The organism is Streptomyces sp. NPDC021224 (assembly GCF_044332905.1).
Taxonomy (GTDB): Bacteria; Actinomycetota; Actinomycetes; order Streptomycetales; family Streptomycetaceae; genus Actinacidiphila.
In genome coordinates this window covers 198,954-222,711 of record NZ_JBIRPW010000012.1, presented here as the reverse complement: position 1 = coordinate 222,711, position 23,758 = coordinate 198,954, and the positions used below count along the sequence as shown (strand labels likewise).

At 72.6% G+C, this 23,758-nt stretch carries 15 protein-coding genes; 9 read left to right on the top strand and 6 right to left on the bottom strand.

Going from position 1 to position 23,758, the window contains the following annotated elements; translation table 11 throughout:
* Positions 1 to 409 precede the first annotated feature (409 nt).
* Positions 410 to 1,651 carry a hypothetical protein gene (locus tag ACH4PY_RS27110; protein WP_398188162.1) on the top strand — a complete coding sequence of 414 codons (1,242 nt, stop codon included), beginning with the start codon at positions 410 to 412 and terminating at the stop codon, positions 1,649 to 1,651.
* 47 nt (positions 1,652 to 1,698) lie between these two features.
* Positions 1,699 to 2,559, top strand: a complete 861-nt coding sequence (locus ACH4PY_RS27105) for an Fpg/Nei family DNA glycosylase (protein ID WP_398188159.1) — start codon at positions 1,699 to 1,701, stop codon at positions 2,557 to 2,559.
* Between the two features lie 35 nt (positions 2,560 to 2,594).
* Here ACH4PY_RS27105 and ACH4PY_RS27100 read toward each other — a convergent pair whose 3' ends face one another.
* A complete protein-coding gene (locus tag ACH4PY_RS27100; RefSeq protein WP_398188156.1) occupies positions 2,595 to 2,990 on the bottom strand; it encodes a molybdopterin-binding protein in 396 nt (131 codons plus the stop codon).
* Positions 2,991 to 3,109: 119 nt separating this feature from the next.
* Between ACH4PY_RS27100 and ACH4PY_RS27095 the strand changes: the two genes are divergently transcribed.
* Positions 3,110 to 4,780, top strand: a complete 1,671-nt coding sequence (locus ACH4PY_RS27095) for a VWA domain-containing protein (RefSeq protein ID WP_398188153.1) — start codon at positions 3,110 to 3,112, stop codon at positions 4,778 to 4,780.
* A gap of 128 nt (positions 4,781 to 4,908) precedes the next feature.
* On the opposite strand, the gene ACH4PY_RS27090 is transcribed toward ACH4PY_RS27095, so the two are convergent.
* Positions 4,909 to 6,888 carry a discoidin domain-containing protein gene (locus ACH4PY_RS27090; protein WP_398188150.1) on the bottom strand — a complete coding sequence of 660 codons (1,980 nt, stop codon included), beginning with the start codon at positions 6,886 to 6,888 and terminating at the stop codon, positions 4,909 to 4,911.
* A gap of 363 nt (positions 6,889 to 7,251) precedes the next feature.
* On the opposite strand from ACH4PY_RS27090, the gene ACH4PY_RS27085 reads away from it, so the two are divergent.
* The gene (locus ACH4PY_RS27085) at positions 7,252 to 8,199 is read left to right on the top strand and encodes a serine hydrolase (RefSeq protein ID WP_398188147.1); all 948 of its coding nucleotides are present in this window, start codon (positions 7,252 to 7,254) and stop codon (positions 8,197 to 8,199) included.
* Positions 8,200 to 8,230: 31 nt separating this feature from the next.
* Here the strand turns inward: ACH4PY_RS27085 and ACH4PY_RS27080 are convergent, their stop codons facing one another.
* The 3 genes from ACH4PY_RS27080 to ACH4PY_RS27070 form a co-directional block, all read right to left on the bottom strand.
* Entirely contained in the window at positions 8,231 to 9,238 is a 1,008-nt protein-coding gene (locus ACH4PY_RS27080; RefSeq protein ID WP_398188144.1) for an NADPH:quinone reductase, read from the bottom strand.
* 69 nt (positions 9,239 to 9,307) lie between these two features.
* Positions 9,308 to 10,174 carry a Gfo/Idh/MocA family oxidoreductase gene (locus ACH4PY_RS27075; protein ID WP_398188196.1) on the bottom strand — a complete coding sequence of 289 codons (867 nt, stop codon included), beginning with the start codon at positions 10,172 to 10,174 and terminating at the stop codon, positions 9,308 to 9,310.
* 14 nt (positions 10,175 to 10,188) lie between these two features.
* Positions 10,189 to 10,563: a 5-carboxymethyl-2-hydroxymuconate Delta-isomerase gene (locus ACH4PY_RS27070; protein ID WP_398188142.1), complete on the bottom strand. Its 375-nt coding sequence runs from the start codon at positions 10,561 to 10,563 to the stop codon at positions 10,189 to 10,191.
* Between the two features lie 198 nt (positions 10,564 to 10,761).
* Here ACH4PY_RS27070 and glnII point away from each other — a divergent pair, with 198 nt between their 5' ends.
* Entirely contained in the window at positions 10,762 to 11,781 is a 1,020-nt protein-coding gene (glnII, locus tag ACH4PY_RS27065) for a glutamine synthetase (protein WP_398188139.1), read from the top strand.
* A 159-nt stretch (positions 11,782 to 11,940) separates the two neighbouring features.
* On the top strand, positions 11,941 to 13,827 hold the full coding sequence (locus tag ACH4PY_RS27060) for a hypothetical protein (protein WP_398188137.1): 1,887 nt from the start codon (positions 11,941 to 11,943) through the stop codon (positions 13,825 to 13,827).
* A 567-nt stretch (positions 13,828 to 14,394) separates the two neighbouring features.
* Here ACH4PY_RS27060 and pulA read toward each other — a convergent pair.
* The gene (pulA, locus tag ACH4PY_RS27055) at positions 14,395 to 19,824 is read right to left on the bottom strand and encodes a pullulanase-type alpha-1,6-glucosidase (protein ID WP_398188134.1); all 5,430 of its coding nucleotides are present in this window, start codon (positions 19,822 to 19,824) and stop codon (positions 14,395 to 14,397) included.
* Positions 19,825 to 20,342: 518 nt separating this feature from the next.
* Here pulA and ACH4PY_RS27050 point away from each other — a divergent pair.
* From ACH4PY_RS27050 to ACH4PY_RS27040, 3 genes are all read left to right on the top strand, one after another.
* On the top strand, positions 20,343 to 21,641 hold the full coding sequence (locus ACH4PY_RS27050) for an extracellular solute-binding protein (RefSeq protein ID WP_398188131.1): 1,299 nt from the start codon (positions 20,343 to 20,345) through the stop codon (positions 21,639 to 21,641).
* Positions 21,642 to 21,804: 163 nt separating this feature from the next.
* Positions 21,805 to 22,803: a carbohydrate ABC transporter permease gene (locus ACH4PY_RS27045; protein WP_398188127.1), complete on the top strand. Its 999-nt coding sequence runs from the start codon at positions 21,805 to 21,807 to the stop codon at positions 22,801 to 22,803.
* Positions 22,804 to 22,816: 13 nt separating this feature from the next.
* Positions 22,817 to 23,716, top strand: coding sequence for a sugar ABC transporter permease (locus ACH4PY_RS27040; protein ID WP_398188124.1), 900 nt, complete (start codon positions 22,817 to 22,819; stop codon positions 23,714 to 23,716).
* The last annotated feature ends 42 nt before the right edge of the window (positions 23,717 to 23,758 follow it).

The following is a 23,758-nucleotide window of genomic DNA, read 5'->3' as shown; positions in this document are numbered from 1 at the left end:
TTCTTCGGAATCGTGGGGAGCTGCATGGGGAAATTACCTCTTCCGTAGCGGGACCCCTGAATTGTTAGGGGGCGCGGATCCCCGGGTCAAAGACCTCCACTACGGGGTGCATTCGTAGCACACTTATGCGGCGCTGATATCCGGTGCGACAGGGCGGCCGAGGTCCACTAAGCGGCCTAGTATGTGACCCACGCCTCGTAGAGGGCATCACAAAGGGCCCGCACAGTATTCACCGCGAGCGAGAAAAGGCGCGCGCTGCGTGAGGGAAATATGTGACCGCGGCCACTCGCCGGGCGCCCTCGCGCACTTCGGTACGTGCACGGGGGTGGTCCGGCGGCGCGCGCGGCCGCATCATCGGCCTCCAGAGGCACGCGGTACACGCGTGGAGGACGGGAAGGGGAGGGACGCGATGGGCGACGCGGGACAGAGGGTCGGCCGCCGGGCGTTAGTGGCGGGGGCGGTGCTCGGCGCCACGGGCCTGGCGGCTGCCCCGGCGCGGGCCGCGGGCAGGCCCGTGGCCGCGGGGGTGCGCAGGTACGCCTGCGGCGGGCACACCGTGGTGGCGCGGCCGCTGGCCGACGGTGACGGGTCGAACCCGCTGGTGCAGATCAGGGACGTCAACCGGGCCGGGCAGGTGCTCGGCATGATCGACGCCGGGGAGGGGGCCACGCCCCGGTGGCCCTCGGCGATCTGGGCGGACGGGCAGGTCACCGTGCTGCCGCCGCCGGTGGCGGACGCCGTGGACTGCGGTGCGACCCGGCTCAACGACCGGGGCCAGGCCGCGGGCTACTACACCGTGTCAGGCCGCGAGCACGCCACGCTGTGGACCGCCGGGGTGCCCCGGGTGCTGGACATCGGCACCGCGTACAGCAGGGCCTACGCCCTCGACAACGCCGGACGGGCCGCCGTCCGCGGCTACGACGTGCCCAGCGGGGAGACCGCCACCTGGAACACCGTCTGCCTGGTCGACGGGACCACCGTGACGACCGTCGAGGCGCTGAGCGGCCGCGGCCTGGCCGTGGCGGGGATCAACGACCGCGGCGACGTCCTGGTGAGCACCGCCGTGCCGCAGGGCGGGCCGCACGGCGCGTTCCTGTGGCGGGACGGCGCGGTGGTCACCGACTTCGCCGGTGTGCCCGGCCTCCAGGGCGTCATCGGCCCGGACGCCTGCGGGAACGTCGTCGGCGACTTCAGCGCGCCCGACGGAGGCCCGAACCCGCGCGTCTTCCGCTGGTCGGGCGGCGCGCTCGACACCGTGACCGGCCCGGACGGCAGCAGCGCCTGGGTGTCCGACCCCGTCATCCACCGGGCGCTCGACGACACCGGCGACTTCGTCGGCGTCGCGGGCACCCCCGCGGGCAACCGCCCCTTCCTGTGGAGCGCCGGCACCCTCACCGACCTCGGCACCCTCGGCGGCAGGCTCGCGTACCCGGTCGGCGTGAACGACTCCCGCCAGGTCGCGGGCGTCTCCCAGCGCGCCGACGGCTCCTACGGCGCCTTCCTGTGGCGCGCGGGCGAGCTGATCGACCTCGCCCCGCCGCCCGGCTTCGACGGCATCTCCGTCGACGCGATCACCGAGCGGGGCGACGTACTGGGCAGCGCCTTCACCGCCGGGTCCGCCGCGGTCTACTTCCGCTTCACGGTCCTGTGACCGGGGCCCCACGGCCGTAGGGAGGGAAACGCGGCACACTGGATGGCATGCCGGAATTGCCTGAAGTGGAAGCGTTGCGGGGGTTTCTCGGGGAGCGGGTGGTCGGGGAGACCGTCGAGAAGGTGTACGCCGTGGGGGTGCACGCGCTCAAGACGTACGAGCCGGGGGTGGGGGTACTGGAAGGGCGGCGGGTGGACGAGGTGGGGCGGTTCGGGAAGTTCCTCGGGCTGCGGGCCGGGGACGTGTGGCTGGTGATGCACCTGGCCCGGGGTGGCTGGGTGCGGTGGAGCGAGAAGGTCGCGGAGGCGCCGCCGCGGCCGGGGAAGGGGCCGCTCGCGCTGCGGGTGCGGCTGGTGGGCGGGGCGGGGTTCGACGTCACGGAGGCCGGGACGCAGAAGCGGCTGGCCGTCTACGTGGTGCGCGATCCGCAGGAGGTGCCGGGGGTCGCGCGGCTCGGGCCCGACCCGCTGGCGGCGGACTTCACGCCGGAGGTCTTCGCCGGGCTGCTCACGGGTGAGCGGCGGCAGATCAAGGGCGTGCTGCGGGACCAGGGCGTGATCGCCGGGATCGGCAACGCGTACTCCGACGAGATCCTGCACGCCGCCCGTATGTCCCCCTTCAAGCTCGCCGCGAGCCTCACGCCCGAGGAGGTCGCGCGGCTGTACGAGCTGATCGGGACGACGCTGACGGACGCGGTGGAGCGCTCGCGCGGGCTGCCGCTGCGCGATCTGAAGGCCGAGAAGAAGAGCGGGCTGCGGGTGCACGGGCGCAAGGGCGAGCCGTGCCCGGTGTGCGGCGACACCGTCCGCGAGGTGTCCTACCGCGACTCCGCCCTCCAGTACTGCCCCACCTGCCAGACCGGCGGCAAGCCGCTCGCCGACCGGCGGATGTCGCGGCTGCTGAAGTAGCGGCCGGGCCGCTGCCGACATAGCGGCGCCGGGGGTCAGGCCCTGTCGATATGGACGTTCGTCGACTTCACCCGGGCCACCGCCTCCGCGCCGACCTCCAGGCCCAGCTCCTCGACGGCCTCGCGGGTCACGAGCGAGACCAGCCGGTGCGGTCCGGCCTGGATCTCCACCTGCGCGGCGACGTCGCCGAGCTTGACGGCCGTCACGATGCCGGGGAAGGCGTTGCGCACCGAGGTGCGGGAGGGCTCGACCTCGGGGTCGGCGGACTGGGCGATCTCGACGGAGAAGGCCGCCAGGTCGCGCCCGTCGACGACCCGGTGGCCCGCCTCGTCGCGGTGGGTGGCGACCCGGCCCGCGTCCGCCCAGCGGCGGGCGGTGTCGGGGCTGACGCCGAGCAGGCGCGCGGCCTGTCCGATGGTGTACGACGGCATGGCGCCAGCCTAGAGTCCGCGCGCGGCGTTTGCCGTCAGCGTCTGCGGCCGGGGAGCGCCGCCACGGTTTGCGGCCCGAAGACATTCCGGACCGCCGCCGGTCGGGGCAGACTTGCCGCATGACGTCGAAGCCGCTGAGCAAGGGTGCCAACACACCGGTCACCGCGACCGCCGTACGGGTGGTGCTGACATGGGCCGCGGGGCCCCCCGGGGGAACGGACCCGGACGCCTCCGCGCTGCTCCTCGCCCGGGACGGGAAGGTGCGCTCGGACGACGACTTCGTCTTCTACAACCAGCCGCGGCACGCCTCGGGCGCGGTCCGGCACACCGGCAAGCAGCAGGCGGGCGGCGCGCACACCGACACCGTCGAGGTCGAACTCGCCCGGCTGGAGGCGGCGGTGGACCGGGTCGTCCTCGCCGCTTCCGTGCACACCGGCACCTTCGGCTCGCTCAGCGGCCTCGGGCTGCGGCTGCTGGACGCGGCCTCCGGCGTGGAGTTCGCGCGTTTCGACGTCACGGCGACGACCGAGACCGCCCTGGTCGGCGGCGAGTTCTACCGGCGCGACGGGGGCTGGCGCTTCCGCGCGATCGGGCAGGGGTACGCGTCGGGCCTCGCGGGGCTCGCGACGGACTACGGGATCAGCGTCGACGACGAGCCCGCGCCCGTCCCCGCGCAGGCCCCCGCCCCCGTACCGCCGCGGGCCGCGCCCGCTCCCCCGCCGCCTCCGCACGCGGCGCCGACGCTGGCCGCGCCCATGCCGCCGCTGCCGCCCGCCCAGCAGTGGCCGGCCCCGCAGCCGCCCCCGCCCGCGTACGGGCAGCCCCCGGCCCCGGCGTACGGGCAGCCGCCCGCCCCCGCGTACGGCCAGGTCCCGCCGCCTCCTCCGCCGCCGCCCGGCCCGTACGGGGCGCCCACCGCGCCGGCCGGTCCCGCGGCGCCGCTGCCGCCCCCGCCCGCGTACGGGCAGCCGGCGCCCGGCTACGGGACCCCCTCGTACGGCGGCCAGGCCGCGCCGCCGAACCTCGTCAAGGGCGAGGAGCACCTGCCCCTCGACATGCGCAAGCGGCTCTCGCTGCGCAAGGAGCAGGTCGCGGTCAGCCTGCGCAAGCACGGCGCGGAGAACGCCCGGGTGCGGATCGTGCTGGTGCTGGACGCGTCCGGCTCGATGTCGCACATGTACGCGGCCGGTGTGGTCGCGGGTGTGGTGGAGCGGATGGCGGCGGTCGCCGCGCAGCTCACCACGGACGGCACCATGGAGGCCTGGACCTTCGCGACGAACGCGGCGCGGCTGCCGACGCTGATGCTGGGCGACCTGCCGAGCTGGATCCCGCTGCACGTGCGGGTCGGCGAGTTCGCGTTCGGCCGCAAGCGCAAGAAGCCCCCGACGGGGCTCCAGCCGGGCCAGGTGGACATGCGGCAGATCGGCATCCAGAACGAGGAGCAGAAGGTCATCGCGCAGGTGCGGGACTACGTGCGGTCGGCGCCGTCGCCGTACGGCACCTTCGTGCTGTTCTTCTCCGACGGCGGGGTGCACCGCAACAAGGAGATAGAGCAGGAGCTGCGGGCGGCGGTGGAGGAGCCGATCTTCTGGCAGTTCGTGGGCCTCGGCAACGGCGGCTACGGCGTCCTGGAGCACCTGGACACGATGGCCGGGCGGCGGGTGGACAACGTCGGCTTCTTCGCCGTGGACGACATCGCGCGGCTGTCGGACGCCGAGCTGTACGACCGTATCCTCACCGAGCTCCCGGCCTGGCTGAAGGCGGCGACCGCGGCGGGCATCCTGCGCTGACCGGCCGCGGGGCGGGGCGGTGTGGGTGCGGCGGGACGGGACGGTGTGGGTGCGGCGGCGGTGCGGCCAGGGGATGGTGTCATGGCCGGACCGCCGCCGCGGTCTCGCGGGCCGCGCGTCGCGGGCTGTCAGGCTCCGTAGACGTGCAGCCCGGAGGCCTGGCCCGCGGGCCAGCCGGTGTTGGCAGTGAAGACCAGCCGGACGTAGCGGGTGGTGACCGCGCTCGGCAGGGTGAGCGTGGCGGTGTTGCCGGTCGCCGGGTTGAAGGTCACGGCGGTCGCGGCGAGCAGCGTGCCGGGGTTGTTGTTCCCGTCCGTGCTGCCCTGCACGGTGATCGTCTGGGTGCGGGTGGCCCAGGCGGCGGCCGGCGGGAGGTCGACGACGACGCGCTTGACGGGGAGGGCGCTGCCGAGGTCGACCTGGAGCCACTGGGGGAAGGCGTTGTTGGCGCTCTCCCAGTAGGTGTTCTGGTCGCCGTCGACCGCGTTGCCGGAGCCGTAGGTCTGGGTGTGGCTGCTCTCGGCGGTGGGCTTGCCGCGCGCCAGGTCGGTGGTGCCCGAGGGCGCATCGGTGGTGACGGAGACCTGGTTGGAGCCGGCCGAGGTGTTGCCGGCCGCGTCGGAGGCGACGACGTCGAAGGTGTACGCGGTGGCGGCGGTCAGTCCGGTCACGGTGAAGGACGTGCCGGTGGTGCTGCCCGCCGGGGTGGTCGTGCCGCCGCCGACCCGCCGCACCTGGTAGCCGGTGACGCCGGTGTTGTCGGTGGACGCGGTCCAGGCGAGCGACACGGTGGTGTCGGTGTGCCCGGTGGCGTGCAGGGAGCCGGGCGCGGTGGGCGCCGTGGTGTCGCCGCCGCCCCCGCCGACCGTGGGCTGGGTGGGGCGGGTGGCGGTGAGGGCGATCTGGCCTTTGAGCATGCGGCCGCCGTCGCCGGTCAGGCGCAGGTAGTAGTCGGAGGAGCAGGCGGTGCCGTCCTCGTCGAGGGCGAGGAAGCCGGAGTTGGTGGGGACGAAGGCCTGGGACTCGGCCGTCTTGGCGATCTGGTTGCCCTCGTTGTACTCGTCGAACATCGAGATGTAGATGCCCTGCACGCCGGCGCGGCACATGTTGTAGAACTGCCGCCACATGAAGTCGCCGTGCGCGCGCTGGCGGCCGGTGACCGAGCCGGGCAGCACGCACGGCTGGTAGTCGATGCCGTGCGCCGCGCACTCGGCCAGGTCGGGGACGGTGGCGACGTTGTAGAAGTTGTCGGCGTCCGCGACGTTGCCGATCCGGCCGACCATCCACGGGCTGAGCATGTCGAACGCGTGGTAGACGTCCGCGAAGCCGGGGCGGGAGTCCCGGTCGCCGGTACGCCACCAGGTCGGCACCCCGCCGATCACGTAGCAGCCCTGCGCCTTGAACCAGTTGACGACGTCCAGGCACGGTCCGGGGGCGAAGGGGCGCTGGTTGTCGGCGAAGCCGAAGCCCCAGATGCACACCACGGGCTTGCCGTTCTGCATCGCGTAGGCCGGTGAGGCGGTGTGCGCCTTCATCTTGTTGGTCCAGTCGGCCTTGATGTCCGACTGCATCGTCAGCCAGTCGCTGACGTCGTACATGATGTAGAACTTCCGGCCGTGCGACTCGGCGGCGCTGCGCACCTTGCCCGCCATCGCGTCCCGGTTGGGCCCCTCGCCGCCGGTGGGGTTGAAGCGCTGGAGCGCGGCGGTGTCGATGTTGTTCTGCTGCATCCACAGGAACTGCGTGTCGACCGTCTGCTGGTCGTACGACGAGAACAGCGTCGCGGGCTGACCGTTCCCGAGCGCCGCGTAACCGGTCTGATACGTCTTCGTGTACTCGCGGACGTCCGGCCACGCCACGATCGTCGTGTTGGACGGCGACGGCGCCTGCCCGCCGTTCTGACTCCAGTGCCACCAGGTGTTAATGGGCGAACCGTCACCGATGCACGCAAACCACCCCTGGTAGCCGACCGTGATCTTGCCCACAACGTCACCCGCGGAACTGGCCGCGGAGGCACTTCCGGCGAGGGCCGTCTCGCCGATTCCGACCGCTCCGGTTGCGCTGACCGCAAGTGCGGCCTGTAACACCGTCCGGCGTGTGACACCCATGTCCGGTCCCTCCGATCGGCTGGCAACTCCCTTGGCACGCGGCCGATCCAGCGCCGGCGGCGGACCGGGAGTCCGTGGTCCGGGGGATCGTAACGACGGGGTTACGCCTCCGCAATAGATCGCGCATCAGGCGAAATATTTGACAGAAGTCACGCAAGAAGTGGTCATGAGGTCTTGACCGCCTGACCTGCGGTTAACACGCCCTTCAGCCAAGTCGGTACGAAAATCTTAGGAGAATGAAATATTCCGCTCCTACGGTCGTGGTTCATGACGCATGCACCACAACCGCCGGGCGGCGGGCGCGCCGAAGCGCGGTCCCGATCCCACCGGAGGAGGCCCAAGCCGCGTTGGTGGAAGCGCCCGATGGTGGTCTCCGCGGCCGTCCTCGCCACGATCGGACTGGTCACGCTGGCCGTCGTCAACCGGTCCCCGGGCACGAAGGACGACGCCTCCGACGCGGGACCGCCGGCCGCCACCACGACGGCCGCCCCCACCACCGCCCCCAGCAGCGCCCCGGCGTCCACCACGCCGCCCGCGCCGACCACCACCGCGGCCCCCACCACGCCCGCCGCCAAGACGTCGACCCAGGCGGCCAAGGACCTCGGCTCGGCGATCAAGACGCTGTCCGGGCAGCGCCAGGGCCGGCTGTCGGTCAGCGTCAGCGAGCTGGACGGCGACCTCGCGGCCACCTACGAGGACGGCTCGACGCCCTACGACACCGCGAGCATCGTCAAGGTCGACATCCTTGCCTCGCTGCTGCTGCGCCACCAGAAGGCGGGCACCACGATGACCTCGACCGAGAAGTCCGAGGCGACGGTCATGATCCGGCAGAGCGACAACAACGCCGCCACCGCGCTGTGGCACGCCGTCGGCGGCAAGTCCGGACTGGACTCCGCGAACAGGACCTTCGGCCTCAAGCACACCTCCGGCGGCGCGGGCGACCTGTGGGGGCTCACCCAGACCACCCCCGCCGACCAGATGAAGCTGCTGCGGGTGGTCTTCGACGACGACGGCTCGCCCCTGTCCGCGGCCTCCCGCTCCTACATGACCGGCCTGATGGGCACGGTCACCAAGGGCCAGCAGTGGGGCGTCTCCGCCGCCGACGAGGACGGCTCCGGCTTCGCCCTCAAGAACGGCTGGCTGCAGCGCACCGCCACCGGGCTGTGGGACATCAACAGCATCGGCAAGGTCCAGTACCACGGCCACACGCTGCTGGTGGCCGTCCTGTCGAACGGCAACAAGTCCGAGAGCTCCGGCATCGACAAGGTCGAGGCCGCCGCGGAGGCCGCCGCCAAGGCGCTCCTGTCCTGACGGCGGCCCGGCCCCGTCCCGCCCGGCGCCGTCAGGACGCGACGTCCACCAGCACCTTCCCGACCACGTTGCCCTCCACCGCGTCGTGCGCGTCCGCGGTGCGCTCCAGCGGGAAGCGGTGCAGCGGCAGGCCCGCCTCGGCGCCCACCCGGAAAGCCCCGTCCGCGACCGCCGCCGACACCGCCGCCACGGCTGCGTCCTTCGCGGCCGCGGACACGGTGTAGACCAGCACGCCCTGCCAGCGCAGGTTGCGGCCCATCGACGGGAACGTGGGCACCGCGGCGCTCTCCGCGTCGTTCGCGTAGAACGCGATCACCGCGTCCGGCGCGGCCACCCGCGCGGCCAGCGCGGCGTTCGCCGCCGGGGCGACCTCCACGACGACGTGCACGCCGTCCGGGGCCAGCTCGCGGATCACCGCGGCGGCGTCCTGCGTGCGGTAGTCCACGGTGTGGTGCGCGCCCGCGGCGGCCGCCAGCGCGGCCTTCTCCGGGCTGCTCACCGTCGTCAGCACCGTCGCGCCCGCCCAGCGGGCGAGCTGGATCGCCGCGTTGCCGACCGCGCCCGCGCCGCCCGAGACCAGCACCGTACGGCCCGCGAGGACGCCCGGCGCGAGCTGCTCGGGGCCGCCGTCGGCGACGGTCAGCGCGCGGTGCGCGGTCAGGGCGGGGATACCGAGGCTCGCGCCGAGGTCGAAGGACGCCTCCGGGGGCAGCGGCACGGCCTGCCGCGCCGGGAGCGCCACGTACTCCTGGGCCGTGCCGTCCAGGCGGGACCAGGCCGCCTCCCAGAGCCAGACCCGCTCCCCGAGCCGGGCCTCGTCCACGCCCTCCCCGACGGCGTCGATCACCCCGGCGCCGTCCTGGTTCGGCACCTTCTCGCCGTCCGGCGCGGTGTTCTTGCGGGCCTTCCAGTCCGTCGGGTTCACCCCCGACACCTTGACCGCGACCCGGACCTCCCCCTTCCCGGGAAGCGGACGGGCGCGCTCGGTCAGCGCGAGGACTGCGGCGGGGCCGCTGCGGTGGTACGTGATCGCCTTCATGAGCACCACAATCCCCCGCGGGGTGCGTTTCTTCCCGCGACACCGCCGCGACACCGCCGCGACACGCGCTCAGCCGAGCGCCGCCTCCGCCGTCGCGAGGATCTCCGTGACGCGCAGCCCGAAGCGGGCGTCGCACGCGTGGGGTTCGGGCGCGAGCAGCGCGTCGACGGCGCGCGCGTACGCCTCCTCGCCCGCGATCCCGGCGGCGCCGGGATAGCTCACGACGCCGTGCGCACCGCGTAGTTCGCACGCGACGCCCGCGCCCGCGGGCGGCGCGGTGAGGGTCAGCGCAGCGGTGCTGGAGGCGCCGCCCGCGTGCCGCAGCGTCAGGTGGACGAGGTCGCCGGGCCCGCGGGCGGCGGCGACCTCCGTGACGTCACCGAGCACCGGCAGCAGCACCGACAGCGCGTGCGGCCCGACGTCCCACAGGCCGCCCTTCTCACGGCGCCAGGGCGAGTCGGCGAAGGGACTGGCGCCCTCGCCGAAGACGGCCCCGTACCAGTCGGCGCGGCCGGTGTACCAGCCGCCCGCCGCGGCCTGCTCGGCGATCCACGCCGCGCCCGCGGGGTCGAAGCGGACGGTGAAGAAGACCACCGAGCGCACCCCGCCCGCCTCGACCGCGGCGACGACCTCGCGGGCGTCCTCGACGGTCGCGGCCAGCGGTTTGTCCAGCAGCAGGTGCCGCCCGGCGCGGGCGGCGCGCGCGGCGAGCGGTGCCTGGAGGGCGGGCGGCAGGGCGACGGCCACCGCGTCCACGTCGGCGACAAGCGCGTCCGCGTCGGCGTAGGGGCGGGTCCCGAGGGCCTCGGCGGCCGCGGCGGCGGCCTCGGGCCTGCGCCCCCACACGCCGGCCAGCTCCACCCCGGGGTGCGCGGCGAGCGCGGGGCCGTGCATGGTGCGGGCCCACGGCCCGGTGCCGAACAGGCCGACCCGCAGCGGGGACGCGGCGCTCATGACGCGGTCCGCGGCTCTTCGTGGCGGGCGTAGGCGTCGCGGTCGAGGTCGCGCAGATCGACGGAGAACTGGACCGCGTACTGCGGGGTGGGCGCGGTGTGCGCGCGCAGCGCCGCGAGGACGGCCTCGGTGAGGGCGCGCTTGGTCTCGGGGGTGCGGCCGGACAGCAGCGCGATCTCGACGTGGATCATGGCGTGGTGCGGCTCGCCGTCGCCGATCAGGAGATCGTCATGGCGTACGAAACGGGTCTTGCACCCGCCCGCACGACCGCCCGCGACGGTGACGAGGGTCTCGTGCAGGGCCTTGCCGAAGCCCGGTTTGTCCAGGGCGTCGGTGAGCGTTCCGGAGTATTCCACGGTGGTATGGGGCATGCTCGGACCCTAGTCGTGCCAGGTCCGGGGGTACACGGCCGTCTCACGCCGCAGGACGGGGGTGTCCGTCCTCTCGGTTACGTCCTGTTAACACAAGGGCAATGGATGGGAAAACCGTCCTTGCGACGCTGCGGTCGGTCCGATCAGCGCAGCTCGGCAGCCGCACCCGCGCCCACGTTCGACAAGGATGGCGTCACCGTGACCTACAAGGCTGAGTACATCTGGATAGACGGCACCACGCCGACCGCGAAGCTGCGTTCCAAGACGCGGATCCTGGCCGACGGTGCGGAACTGCCGATCTGGGGCTTCGACGGCTCCAGCACCAACCAGGCCGAGGGTCACGCCTCGGACCGCGTGCTCAAGCCGGTCGCGTCCTTCCCCGACCCCATCCGCGGCGGCGACGACGTCCTCGTGCTGTGCGAGGTCTTCAACATCGACGGCACCCCGCACGAGTCCAACACCCGCGCCGCGCTGCGCGAGGTCGCCGAGAAGTTCGCGGACCAGGAGTCGCTGTTCGGCATCGAGCAGGAGTACACCTTCTTCCAGGGCTCGCGCCCGCTCGGCTTCCCGGAGAACGGCTTCCCCGCCCCGCAGGGCGGCTACTACTGCGGTGTCGGCGCGGACGAGATCTTCGGCCGCCCGGTCGTCGAGAAGCACCTGGAGAACTGCCTGGCCGCCGGTCTCGGCCTCTCCGGCATCAACGCCGAGGTCATGCCCGGCCAGTGGGAGTTCCAGGTGGGCCCGCTGAGCCCGCTGGAGGTCGCCGACCACCTGTGGGTCGCGCGCTGGCTGCTCTACCGCACCGCCGAGGACTTCGGCATCTCCGCCACCCTCGACCCCAAGCCCGCCAAGGGCGACTGGAACGGCGCGGGCGCGCACACCAACTTCTCGACCAAGGCCATGCGCGAGGACTACGCGGCCATCATCGAGGCCGCCGAGTCGCTGGGCCGCGACGACAAGCCGCTGGAGCACATCAAGAACTACGGCGCGGGCGTCGAGGCGCGGCTGACCGGCGCGCACGAGACCGCCCCGTGGAACGAGTACAGCTACGGCGTGTCCAACCGCGGCGCGTCGGTGCGCATCCCGTGGCAGGTCGAGGTGGACCAGAAGGGCTACATCGAGGACCGCCGCCCGAACGCGAACGTCGACCCGTACGTGGTCACCCGGCTCATCGTCGACACCTGCTGCACCGCGCTGGAGAAGGCCGGACTGGTCTGAACCCCGCTCCTCATCCGAAGGGCGCCCGCCGTGCACGGCGGGCGCCCTTCGGCGTACACGGGGTGACCATCGCCCCGGTCACTCGTTTGACGCAGCGTGAAGAGCCGACCCGTGCAGCAGACCGGAACGTCCGCGAAGAAACATGCCGCGCAAGGAGCGGTGGCGGAGGCCGAGGCGGCACTCGTCGAGCACTACCCGCGGCTCGTACGGCTCGCCTACCTCGCGCTGCCCGCGACTCTCGCACGGCACCGCAGGGTGCTCGTCGCCCACCGCCTCGTGCAGCGCGCGCTGCGGGCCGGCGCCGTCGCGGGCAACGGCACCGAGGCGTACGAACTGCTGCGCCGCGAGGTGCTGCGCGGCGCCCTCGCGCACGGCGCCGGCGGGCGGGCGCGCGAAGCCCTCGCCGGGGCGGCGCTGCCGTACGTGCTCGGGCTGCGGCTGCACCCGCGGGCCGGCGGCAGCGACGAACTCGCCCTGGACCGCGCCCTCGCCGCGCTCCCCGCACCCGCGCGCGCCGCGTACGCGCTGCTCGGCTTCGAGGAGCTCGACGAATCCGCCGCCCGCGACGTCCTGGACGCGGCGGGCGCCGCCGACCCGCGCGGGGCGGTCCGCACCGCCGCCGGGCTCGACGGGGACGCGGCGCTGCTGGCCGCGGGCGAGTTCGACCCCTGCACGGTGCAGATGCGCCCCACCGACCTGCTGCGACGGCGGCAGCGCACCCGCGCGGGGGCGGCGATCGCCGCGGCCGGGGTCGTCGGCGTGGCCCTGCTCGCCTTCACCGGCGGCGGCTCCCCCTCCCCCACCGGCGCCGCCGGCTCCCCCGCCGCCGCGTCCGGCCCCGCCGCACAGGCCCTCGACCCCGCCACGCTGGTACGCGTCGCGCCCACCGCGTGGACGGCGACCGGGCGGCTGGACTTCACCGTGTGGCCCGCGCGCGGCAGCCGCACCGGCGACACCGCGCTGCTGCGCCGGGCCCTCGCGGTGTGGGCGAGCCCCGGCCCGACCGTCCAGGTCTCCGCGACCCCCGGCACCCCGCGCACCGGCCCCGCGTCCCCGCCGCAGCTCCTCTACGCCGGAGACGCCGACAAGGCCACGGTCGTCCTCTTCTACGACGGGCTGCGCATCATCCGCTACGCCGAGGCGCGCGGCGGCAACGGCAGCGGGGGCGCCGCGCTGGACTTCGCGCAGGTCCCGGACGCCGACATCACGACCGCCGCGGCCGTCGTCGTCGACCGCATCGACGGCAACACCCGCTTCCTGACCGCCCCCTGGGTCGCCCAGGCCGAGACCCGCGACCTGCTCAAGCCCGACCAGAAGGCCGCGCCGCTCGCCCTCGCGCCCGACGGCACGACCGGGCCCGTCCGGATGCCCGGGGCGGGCGCGCCCGCGGGGCAGTGCGGGAACGCCTGGACGGCGATGCAGCTGCGGTCCTCGACGAAGGTCGTCGAGCAGCACGCGTTCCTCCTCACCGACCTCGGCGACCTCAGCCCCGTCCATCTGACCTTCACCCCGCCGCCCGCCGCCGGGGTGCCCGCCGCATATCCCCGCGAGGCGACCGGCACACCCGCGCTCGTGAGCTGGGCGCACAGCGCGTGCCGGCTCGGGGAGCTGCGCGGCGAGGGCGTACGGGCCGTCAACGACTGGCAGTTCGCACGCAGCGCGCTGCCCGAGAAGGCGGGCGAGGGCGTCTGGACGTGCGACCGGGCCGACACGTGGCGCGGGCCCGGCCGCGCGACCGTCCAGTTCGTCCCGCCGACCGCGCTCGCGGCGGCGCCGGGCACCCTTGCGGGCAAGCAGAGCGACGGAAGTGCTTGCAGCAGCTTCGGGCGGAACGTCATGGCGGGCGTCATGTGGCAGTCCCCCGCGGGGCGGTGGTACCTGCTGGCCGCGGGGAGCCGTGACGTCACATCGATCGCGGCGAGCGGTGGTGTGACGGCGCGGGGCACGGGCCCCACCTTCGCGACCCCCGCCACGCGCGGTGCCCGCGCGACCCTGACGGCGACGACGAAGTCGGGGCTGACGCTGCATCCCCTGACGGGGGACTAGGCCGGGGACGCCCCGGGGCGCGTTGCACGGTTCGCCGCGCGACCTTCCCTTGGTGGGGGCTGGTCGCGCCGTTCTCCCCCAGAGCTTCGCCTGGGAGGTACCCCCACGCGCCCCTTTCGCGGCGCGCCGGTGGGCGGGTCGGGGGCCGCCACGGGGCACCTCCTCGGAATGCGCCTTCACCCTCCTACGTAGTAGGTGAGCCCCTCCCAGCGCATTCCTGCGGGGGCACCCCGCACCGTCCCCCTCCAGGCCGGACTGGCGGCTACCTGCCGGTGGGGGTGATGTACGCGGTGCGCGGGCACCCGTTTTCCAGGGCACTGGGCGCCGGTGCGTGAGACAGCACCCGGTTTTCCAGGGCACTGGGCGCCGGTGCGTGAGACAGCACCCGGTTTTCCAGGGCACTGGGTGCCGGTGCGTGGGACAGCACCCGTTTTTCAGGGGCGCGGGGAACTGCGCGCTCAGCCCCCACCGGGGGAAAGGCGAACTGCCACCGCAAGTGGCACCCCCCCGGGGCGCGGGTGAGCCGCGCGGCGGGGCCCGGGGCGCGAACCCCGGGCCCCGGAGGGGCTAGGTGGTGTGGAAGACGGCCACCGTGCGGGCCGGGACGGTGAACGTGCCGGTCGTGGGGGCGTAGGCGGCAGTCTTGACCACCGGGTCGGAGCCGTGGGCCTGCACGGAGTGCAACCCGTACGCGTGGCCGGCCAGCGAAGGCACCCGCTGTGAAGCGGCTCGCGGCGTCGCGTTGAAGACGACCACGAGCGGGCCGACCGTCATCGTGATGACGCCGGGCGTCTCGTCCGCCCCCGACAGGGGGAAGCCCACCTCGTGCTGGACCTCTTCCGCGGTGGTGAGGCGGAACGCGGGCTCGGTGGTGCGGATCCGCAGCAGGTCCTGGTAGGCGGCGGACGCGGCGCCCATCTCCGCGCACCCCGGTACCGCCGCGGTGTCGGTGAGCAGCGGGGTGGCGTAGGGCCACTTGTCCTTGTTGTCGGCGGCGGGGGGCAGTCCGCGCCCGATGCCGTTGCCCTGGGTGCAGTCCCAGTGGATCGCGTTGAACCAGTCGCCGGAGTCGAAGGAGTTGCGGTCGAGCGACTTGGACCGCAGCAGGTCGGATCCGGCCTGGTAGAGCGCGGGTCCTTGGGAGAGCGCCGAGGTGGCCTCGGCGAGGACCTGCATGCGGGCGCGGTCGGCGGCGGAGGTGTCGGCCGGGAGTTTGTAGGTGAGTGCGTCGTAGAGGGATTCGTTGTCGTGGGCGTCGGCGTACGCGAGGGCGTCGCCGGGTGCGTCGGCGTATCCGGCGGGGGCGCCGTTGTAGTCGATCTCCGCGCCGGTGACCTTCTTGCCGGAGGAGTCGGTGAAGCTGAACTGCCGCAGGTTGCCGGTGAGTCCGACCTCGATGAGGTCCTGGTAGTGCAGGAGGCGGGCCTTCTGCTCGGCCGGAGTGCCGTTGGCGGTGGAGGAGTTGGGGTCGGTGTAGAGGCCGGAGGCGAAGCCCTGGACGCCGGGATCGGCGTCGAAGGGGCTGCCGCCGCGGACGGCGTCCCGTGAGCGGTCGGAGAAGGTCGCGATGCCGGTTCCGGCCATGTTCGCCTGGGTGGCCTGGACGAAGCGCGCGTTGTCGGCGACCTCGCCGAAGTTCCAGCCCTCGCCGTAGAGGATGATCTTCTTGCCGTCGACGCCGTCCTTGGCGGGGGTGAGCGCGTCGAGGGCCTTGCGGACGGCGAGGATGTTGGCCTTGGGGTGGTGGCCCATGAGGTCGAAGCGGAAGCCGTCGACCTTGTACTCCTTGGCCCAGGTGACGATGGAGTCGACGACGAGCTTGCCCATCATGGCGTTCTCGGGTGCGGTGTTGGCGCAGCAGGTGGAGTTGGCGACGGAGCCGTCGGGCATGAGCCGCTGGTAGTAGCCGGGCACGATCTTGTCGAGCACGGAGGTGTCGGCCTGGCCGGCGGCGGAGGTGTGGTTGTAGACGACGTCCATGACGACGCGGAGCCCCGCGCCGTTGAGGCCCTGCACCATCTGGCGGAATTCCCGGGTGCGGTCGGCGCCGTCGGGGTTCTTGGCGTACGAGCCCTCGGGCACGGTGAAGTGGTAGGGGTCGTAGCCCCAGTTGTACGCGTCGGTGGCCTGCTGGGCGGTGACGCAGGCCTGTTGGGCGTCGCTCGCGGGTCCGTACGAGGACAGCTCGCAGTCGGGGGTGGTCTGGTCGGCGGTGCGCTCGGGGACGGTCGCGAAGTCGAACGCGGGCAGCAGGTGGACGTAGTTGACGCCCGCGGTGGCGAGGTCGCGCAGATGCGTCATGCCCGCGGACGAGGTGTCGGTGAAGGCGGCGTACTTACCGCGGTCGGCGGCGGGGACGGTCGTGTCGGCGGCGGAGAAATCCCGGATGTGCAGTTCCTGGATCTGCGCCTGGCTCATGGGGACGGCGGCGGGCTTGGGCTCGCCGGACCAGCCCTTGGGGGCGAGCTTCGGGTCGTCGAGGTTCACCAGCAGGCTCTGCTTCGAGTCGGCGGTCAGCGCGACGGAGTAGGGGTCGGTGACCTTGTTGACGACGAGCTGCTGGACGCTCGGCGCCCACACCGTCACGTCGAAGAGATACGTCTTGCCCGTCCAGGACGTGGGGCCGCTGACCGACCACACGCCGCTGGCCGTGTCCTCGCGCAGGGGTACGGACTTTCCGCCGATCTCCACCGCGACCTTGTGCGCGGTCGGCGCCCACACCGACAGGCTGGGCCTGCCGTGGGCGTCGAACACCGGGCCGAGCGTGGCGTGTTGGGCGGCGGCCGAATAGAGGTCGTCGAGCACGCCCTGCGTCTGCACGCCTGTCGCCGCCAGCAGAGCGCCGTTCGCGGCTCGTTGGGTCGCGACGATCTGGCCGCGCAGCGCCTCGCGGGCCCGGGAGCGGTCGCGCGGGTCGACGCTGAAGGCGGAATAGCCCTTCAGCTGGGGGAACTTGGCGAGTTGCGCGGCGGTCAGGCCGCCGGGGACCTTGGTCAGCCGCAGCCACTTGCCCTCGCCGGACAGGGCGCCGTCCTTGACGGTGATGCCGCCGTCCGCCGCGTAGACGAGCTGCTGGGAGGCGGAGGGGGCGGTGGTCTGCCAGGCGACGGTGTCGCGGTCGATCCACTGGGCCTGCGCCTTGCCGAGGTCCAGGTCGGCGCCGCTGCCCTGGGGCTGCGGCAGCAGGTAGGCGGGGGTGGCGTCCAGCAGCCACACCTCGTGGCCGGTGCCGGTGAGGTCGAGGGACTGGTCGCTGGGCAGGTCCTTGGTGTCGCCGTTGTGCAGGATGTAGCTCAGCGACGTGGCGCCCGCGGCGAGCGGCACTTCGTAGACGGCGCCGTAGGAGTCGATCCGGGTCGGCTTGAGCGGCGCGCTCCAGTCGGTGGGGTTCGCGGCGCCGGTCCAGGTGTGCAGGCCCCAGCCGTCGTACTGGCCGTCCGCGCGGTGGTAGTGCAGGACGGCCTTGGTGGTGTCCTGCGGCGGGTAGGCGCCGTCCGGGGCACTGGTGGCCACGGCCGGGCTGCCCTGGCTGATCCAGACCTCGCCGCTGGTGGTGAGGTCGATCGTGCGGTCGCCGTCGGTGTCCTTGACGCCGTCCTTGTTCACGACGATGAAGCCGACACTGGTGGCGCCGGGCTTGAGCTTGACGTACGCGAAGGCGCCGTAGGCGTCGCGGCCGGTGAAGGCGTGCCCGGCGGGCCAGGTCGTGGCCTCGCCGTCGGCGATGTCGCCCCAGGCGTAGAGGTTCCAGTCGGCGTAGTCTCCCCCAGAGCCTCCGGCCTGGGAGGTGCCCCCATCAGACCGCTTGTAGTGCACGATCGCGTAGTCGTGGCTGATCGCGGTCGGCGGCGCGGTGACGGGGGCCGTTCCGGTCACCGTCGCGGCGGTCGCGGAGGCGGTGCGCCCGCTCGCGTCCACCACAACGGCCTTGTAGCGCACGGGGGTTCCGGCGGCCGTCGCGGCGGCGACAACCTGCGTCACCTTGTACGGCGCGTGGTCGGCCGAACCGAGCACCTTCCAGGGGGCGTTGCCGACCTGCGCGGCGAACACCACGCGGTTCAGGCCGCCTCCGCTGACGTCGGCGGACAGCTCGACGGTGCCGGTGGCGCCCGCCGCGGGCGCGGTGAGGGTGAGCTGGGGCGCGGTCGCGGGCTTGGGCAGCGGCTTGGCCGCGTGCAGCACGACGGCCTGGAGCGGCGGCACGGTCACGGTGAGGCTGCCGCCGCCGTCCGTGGTGAGGGTGCCGGTCGTGCCGTAGAGGCCGGTGTAGGCGGCGCCCGCGGTGTTGCCGGTGGGCACGGTGACCTTCTGCGCCGTGGTGGCGTTGTTGACGGCCACCAGGTAGTCGTCGCGGCTCGCGGCGTCGGTGCGGGAGTAGGCGTAGACGCCGGGCCCGTCGCCGGTCGCGGTGTAGCGCTCGGTCTGGACGCCGTCGCGCAGCGCCGGGTGGGCCTTGGTGAGCTGCGACAGGGCGGCGATCGTGCGGTAGAGCGGGTGCTGCGGGTCGTAGGCGTCGCTCGCGGCGGTGCGGTCGGTGCCGATCTCGTCGTCGTCGAGGTAGTCGGCGACGTGCGAGGCGAACATCGTCTGCCGGGCGTTCTTGTCGCCGCCGGGGGCGCCGGTGAAGCCCTGCTCGTCGCCGTAGTAGACGACCGGGTTGCCGCGGCCGAGGAACATCACTTCATTGGCCAGCTCGTCGCGCCTGAGCAGTTCGGCGTCGCTCGCGCCGGGGTTGTCCTGGGCGAGGAAGCTGCCGATGCGGCCCATGTCGTGGTTGCCGAGGAAGGTGACCTCCTCGTACGCGTTGGCCTTGTCGGTGGTGTAGCGGTAGTCCTGGCCGTAGACGTTTGCCAGCTTGGCGGGCGGGGCGCCCTGCGAGGCGTAGGCGCGGGCGGCGTCCTGGAAGGGGAAGTCGAGCGTCGCGTCGAGGCGGCCCTGGGTGACGTACGGGGAGGTCACGGCGGGGTCGGCGTCGTAGGTCTCGCCGAACAGGAAGAAGTTCTTGCGGCCGTGCCGGGCGGCGTACGCGTCGAGGGCGGTCGCCCACTGGGTCCAGAAGGGCATGTCGACGTTCTTGACGGTGTCGATGCGGAAGCCGTCGACCGCGAAGTCCGCGACCCACTTCTCGTAGATCTGCTCCATGCCGTGCACGACCTCGGGGCGCTGCGTCCACAGGTCGTCCAGGCCGCTGAAGTCGCCCTGGTCGGCGCTCTCGCCGGCGAAGGTGGAGTCGCCCCGGTTGTGGTACATCGTGGGGTCGTTGAGCCAGTCGGGCACCTTGGTGTGCCGCTGGTCCGCGGGCACGGTGGGGGTGCGCGGGAAGGACGCGGCGGTGACCTTCGGGAAGCCCTTGGTGCCGTCGGCGTAGGTGTCGTCGTCGAAGGGCGTGCCGTCGGCGGCGAGGTACGGGAAGGCGCCCTTGGCGAGGTAGCCGTAGGTGTTGTCGGTGTTGCCGACGACGTCGGCGGTGTGGTTGGTGATGACGTCGAAGAAGACCTTCATGCCCTTGGCGTGGGCCGCGGAGATGAGCCTGCGCAGGTCGTCGTTGGTGCCGAAGTGCGGATCGACCTGGGTGAAGTCGGTGATCCAGTAGCCGTGGTAGCCGGCTGACGCGTCGGTTCCCGTGCCCTGCACGGGCTGGTTCTTGAAGATCGGCGCCATCCAGATGGCGGTGGTGCCGAGGCCCTTGATGTAGTCCAGCTTCTGGGTGAGGCCCTTGAGGTCGCCGCCCTGGTAGAAGCCCTTGTCGGTGGGGTCGTAGCCGGTGGCGAGGCGGCTGCCGGTGAGGCCGCCGCGGTCGTTGGACGGGTCGCCGTTCGCGAAGCGGTCGGGCATCACGAAGTAGAACTGCTCGCGGGTGTCGTCGTGCCGGGCGGCCTGCCCGGCGAGCGCCCGGTCGGACGGCGGCGCGGGCGGCTGCGGCGCGCCGTGCGCAGCCGCGGCCGGGCCGAGGGGGACGAGAGCGGCCAGCGCCGCGAGGGCGGTGGCCGTGGCCACGCGCCGTATACGGCGGCGGCGGTTACGGGTCCGGGTCCGGGTCCGGTACGCGGGCAGCCTGAAGTCCAGGGCCACGGGCGGTTCTCCTTGCTGGGGACAGCCTCGCGCCCGGGTCCACGCGCATGAACCGGTCGCCACTGCGGCGTCGGTGCCGAAGCTGTCCGGGAAGGTATCCCCGCGAGGGCCGTTGCAGCAAGAGTCTGTAACCACTTCCCGTCGTCCGACAGTTCACCCCGCGCCCGGACCCGCCCGCGCGCCGGGCCGTACCGGCCGCGCACCCGCCGGTACGGCCCGGGCTTGCGTACGAGCGGCCCGCCGTACGGCGTACGCCGGAGCACGCGCAGGTCACGGGCGCGTCACGGATGAAGGATCTTGCAGAAAATTTCTTGCAGCCTCTTTCGCAAGCCATTACAACGCTGTTACCTTCCTGCCCAGCCCGACGGCCCCGCAGGGACGACATCGGCCGGCAGCCAGCCTGGCCTGGGCGAACGGGCACTTCCCTCATCAAGGAGTCAGGTATGCGACGCGGCATATCCGCCGTGGCGATGGCCGCGGCCATCGTTCTCGGGGCAACCGCCTGTGGCGGTAGTGGTAGCGACAAGAGCGACAAGGCGGCGCCCGCCAAGGACCCGGCGGCGGTCTCCGGGACGATCACCTACTGGGACACCTCGGACGCCAAGAACGAGGCCCCGACCTACCAGGCCCTCATCAAGGACTTCGAGGCGAAGTACCCGAAGATCAAGGTCGACTACCAGAACGTCGACTTCGGCACCGTCGAGCAGAAGTTCAAGGCGGCGGCGCAGAGCGGCAAGGGCGCGCCCGACGTGATCCGCACCGACGTCGGTCTGATCCCGGAGTACGCCTCGCTGCACTACATCGCCCCGCTGGACGGCACCGCGGCGCTGAGCGACACGCAGGACTTCCTCACGGGCCCGATGAACACCACCAAGTACGAGGGCAAGACCTACGGCGTGCCGTCGGTCACCGACACCCTCGGCCTGCTCTACAACAAGGACATCTTCGCCAAGGCCGGCATCGCCAAGCCGCCGGCCACGTGGGACGAGCTGATCGCCGACTCCGCCACGATCAAGGCGAAGGTCCCCGGCGTCGCGGGCACGTACATCAACCCGGACTCGTACTTCCTCTTCCCCGTGCTGTTCGGTGAGGGCGCCGACCTGGCCGACCCGTCGGGCAAGAAGGTCACGATCAACTCGCCGGAGGCGGTCAAGGCCGTCACCGAGGCGAAGAAGATCTACGACACGTCCTCGCTGAAGATCGACTTCGCGAGCGCGTACGACAACATGCAGACGTCCTTCAAGACCGGCAAGGTCGCGATGCTGATCCAGGGCCCCTGGTCCGTCGGCGACGACCTGACCGGCTCGGCCTTCCAGGGCAAGGCGGACAACCTCGGCTACGCCCCCGTCCCGGCGGGCTCGACCGGCAAGGCGCAGGCCCCGACCGGCGGCCACGACCTGGCGGTCTACCAGGGCTCGAAGAACCTGGACGCGTCCTACCTCTTCACCCAGTTCATGACGTCCTCGGCCAGCCAGCAGACGATCGCCGCGAAGAACGGCACCCTGCCCACCCGGACGTCGGCCTACACCCCCGAGGTGCTGAAGAACCAGACCATCGCGGGCTTCAAGCCGATCATGGACACCGCCCGGCCGCGCGTCGCGCTCCCGCAGGTCGGCAGCCTGTTCACGCCGCTCCAGCAGGAGTACATCAAGATCCTCCAGGGCAAGACCTCGGTCCAGGACGGCCTGGACGCGGCGGCCAAGGAGTTCGGCAAGCTGCTGCCGGGCTACACCGTGCAGTAGCCGCCCGCGTACCCCGGACCGGCCGGCCGGGGCCCCGCCCGCTACCCGCGGGCAGGGGTCCACGCGCCCGGCCGGCCGGTCCGGTCCCCCCGCCGCCGCACCCCCGCCGTACGCCCGCCATCCCCACGCACCGCCGTGGCACAGCCGAGAGAGCCGAGGAGCGATGACCACCGCCACCATGGACGACCCCGCCCCGGGGACGGCCGCCCGCCCGCCGCGCCAGCCGCGGCCCGGCCTGATGACCGCGCTCAGGCGCTCGTGGGACCGGTACTGGTACGCCTGGGCGATGGTCGCCCCGGTCGTGATCGTGCTGGCCGTCCTGGTCTTCTACCCGCTCGGCTACGGCGCGTACCTGTCGCTGACGAACGCCAACGAGACGAACGTCGCCAAGGACATCGGCCCGGTGCACATCGGCGCCAGCTACCACTGGGTGGGCCTGCACAACTACTGGCAGGTGCTGTCCGGCAAGGACGGCGACTTCTACCCGCGGCTGGAGTGGACGCTGGTGTGGACGGTCGCGTGCGTCGCGATCACCTACTCCCTCGGCCTGGCCATGGCGATGCTGCTCAACCGCAAGGTGAAGTTCCGGCTGTTCTACCGGCTGTGCCTGATCATGCCGTGGGCGGTGCCGGCCTTCATCGGCGTCTTCGCCTGGCGGCTCATGCTCAATTCGCAGTACGGCGTGTTCAACGACATCCTCACCGGCGTCGGACTGCCCGCGCAGGACTGGCTCGGCTCGCCGCTGTCGCAGAAGATCGCGGTGATCATGGTGAACATCTGGGTCGGCGTGCCCTTCATGATGGTCGCCCTGCTCGGCGGCCTCCAGGCGATCCCGGGCGAGCTGTACGAGGCCTCCGAGATGGACGGCGCCTCCCCCTGGCAGCGCTTCGTCAACGTCACCCTCCCGGGGCTGCGCCCGGTGACCAGCACGGTGGTGCTGCTCAGCACGGTGTGGACGTTCAACATGTTCGCGATCATCTACCTGCTGCTCGGCAACAACACCACCGGCGACACGGACATCCTCGTCACCTACGCCTACGAGAAGGCGTTCACCGGGGTCTCCGACTACTCGGGGGCGGCCACCTACGGGATCGTCATCCTGCTGATCCTCGTGGCCTTCTCCACCTTCTACCGCCGCAAGCTGAAGCCCGAGCAGGCCTAGGAGCCGGATCACCATGACCGCCACCACCCACACCGGCCCGGCCGCCGCCCCCACGACCGCCCGGCCCGCCGCCGTCCGGCGCCGCTCCCGGAGCGAACGCAGCCGCGGCGCCTCGATAGCCCTGCACGCCACGCTGCTGGTCGCGAGCGCGATCGCCGTCTTCCCCGTGCTGTGGATCCTGTTCATCTCGCTCGGCCCCAGCTCCGCCTGGCAGCAGCCGCACGAGGTGCTGCACCACCTGGGCCTGGGCAACTACCGCTTCGTGCTGCTGCACTCGGACTTCCCGACGTGGTTCCGCAACTCGGTGATCGTGGCCGGTGCCACGACCGTGCTCGGCGTGCTGGTCTCGGCGAGCGCCGGCTACGCGATCTCGCGCATGCGCTTCCCCGGGCACAAGTCGCTGATGTGGACCTTCCTCGTCACGCAGATGTTCCCGATGGCCGTGCTGATCGTGCCGCTGTACAACCTGCTCGCGCAGCTCGACCTCATCGACACCTACGCCGGCCTGGTCCTCGTCTACTGCACCATCGCGGTGCCGTTCTGCGCCTGGATGCTCAAGGGCTACTTCGACACCATCCCGCGCGACATCGACGAGGCGGGCCGCGTCGACGGGCTCACGCCGTTCGGCACGTTCTGGCGGCTGATCGTGCCGCTGGCCCGGCCGGGCCTGGCCGTCACCGCCTTCTACAGCTTCCTGACCGCGTGGGGCGAGGTGGCCTACGCCGCCCAGTTCATGAGCAGCGACCACTCCACCCTGGCCGCGGGCATCCGCACCTTCGCCTCCGACCAGCGCGCGGACTGGGGCTCCATGACCGCCGCGTCGGTGCTCATCGCGATACCCGCGTCGATCGTCTTCCTGCTCGTCCAGAAGCACCTGGTGACCGGTCTGACGGCCGGCGGCACCAAGGGCTGACCGCGCCCCTCCCCCGCATCCCCCCGCACCCCGCACCGCACG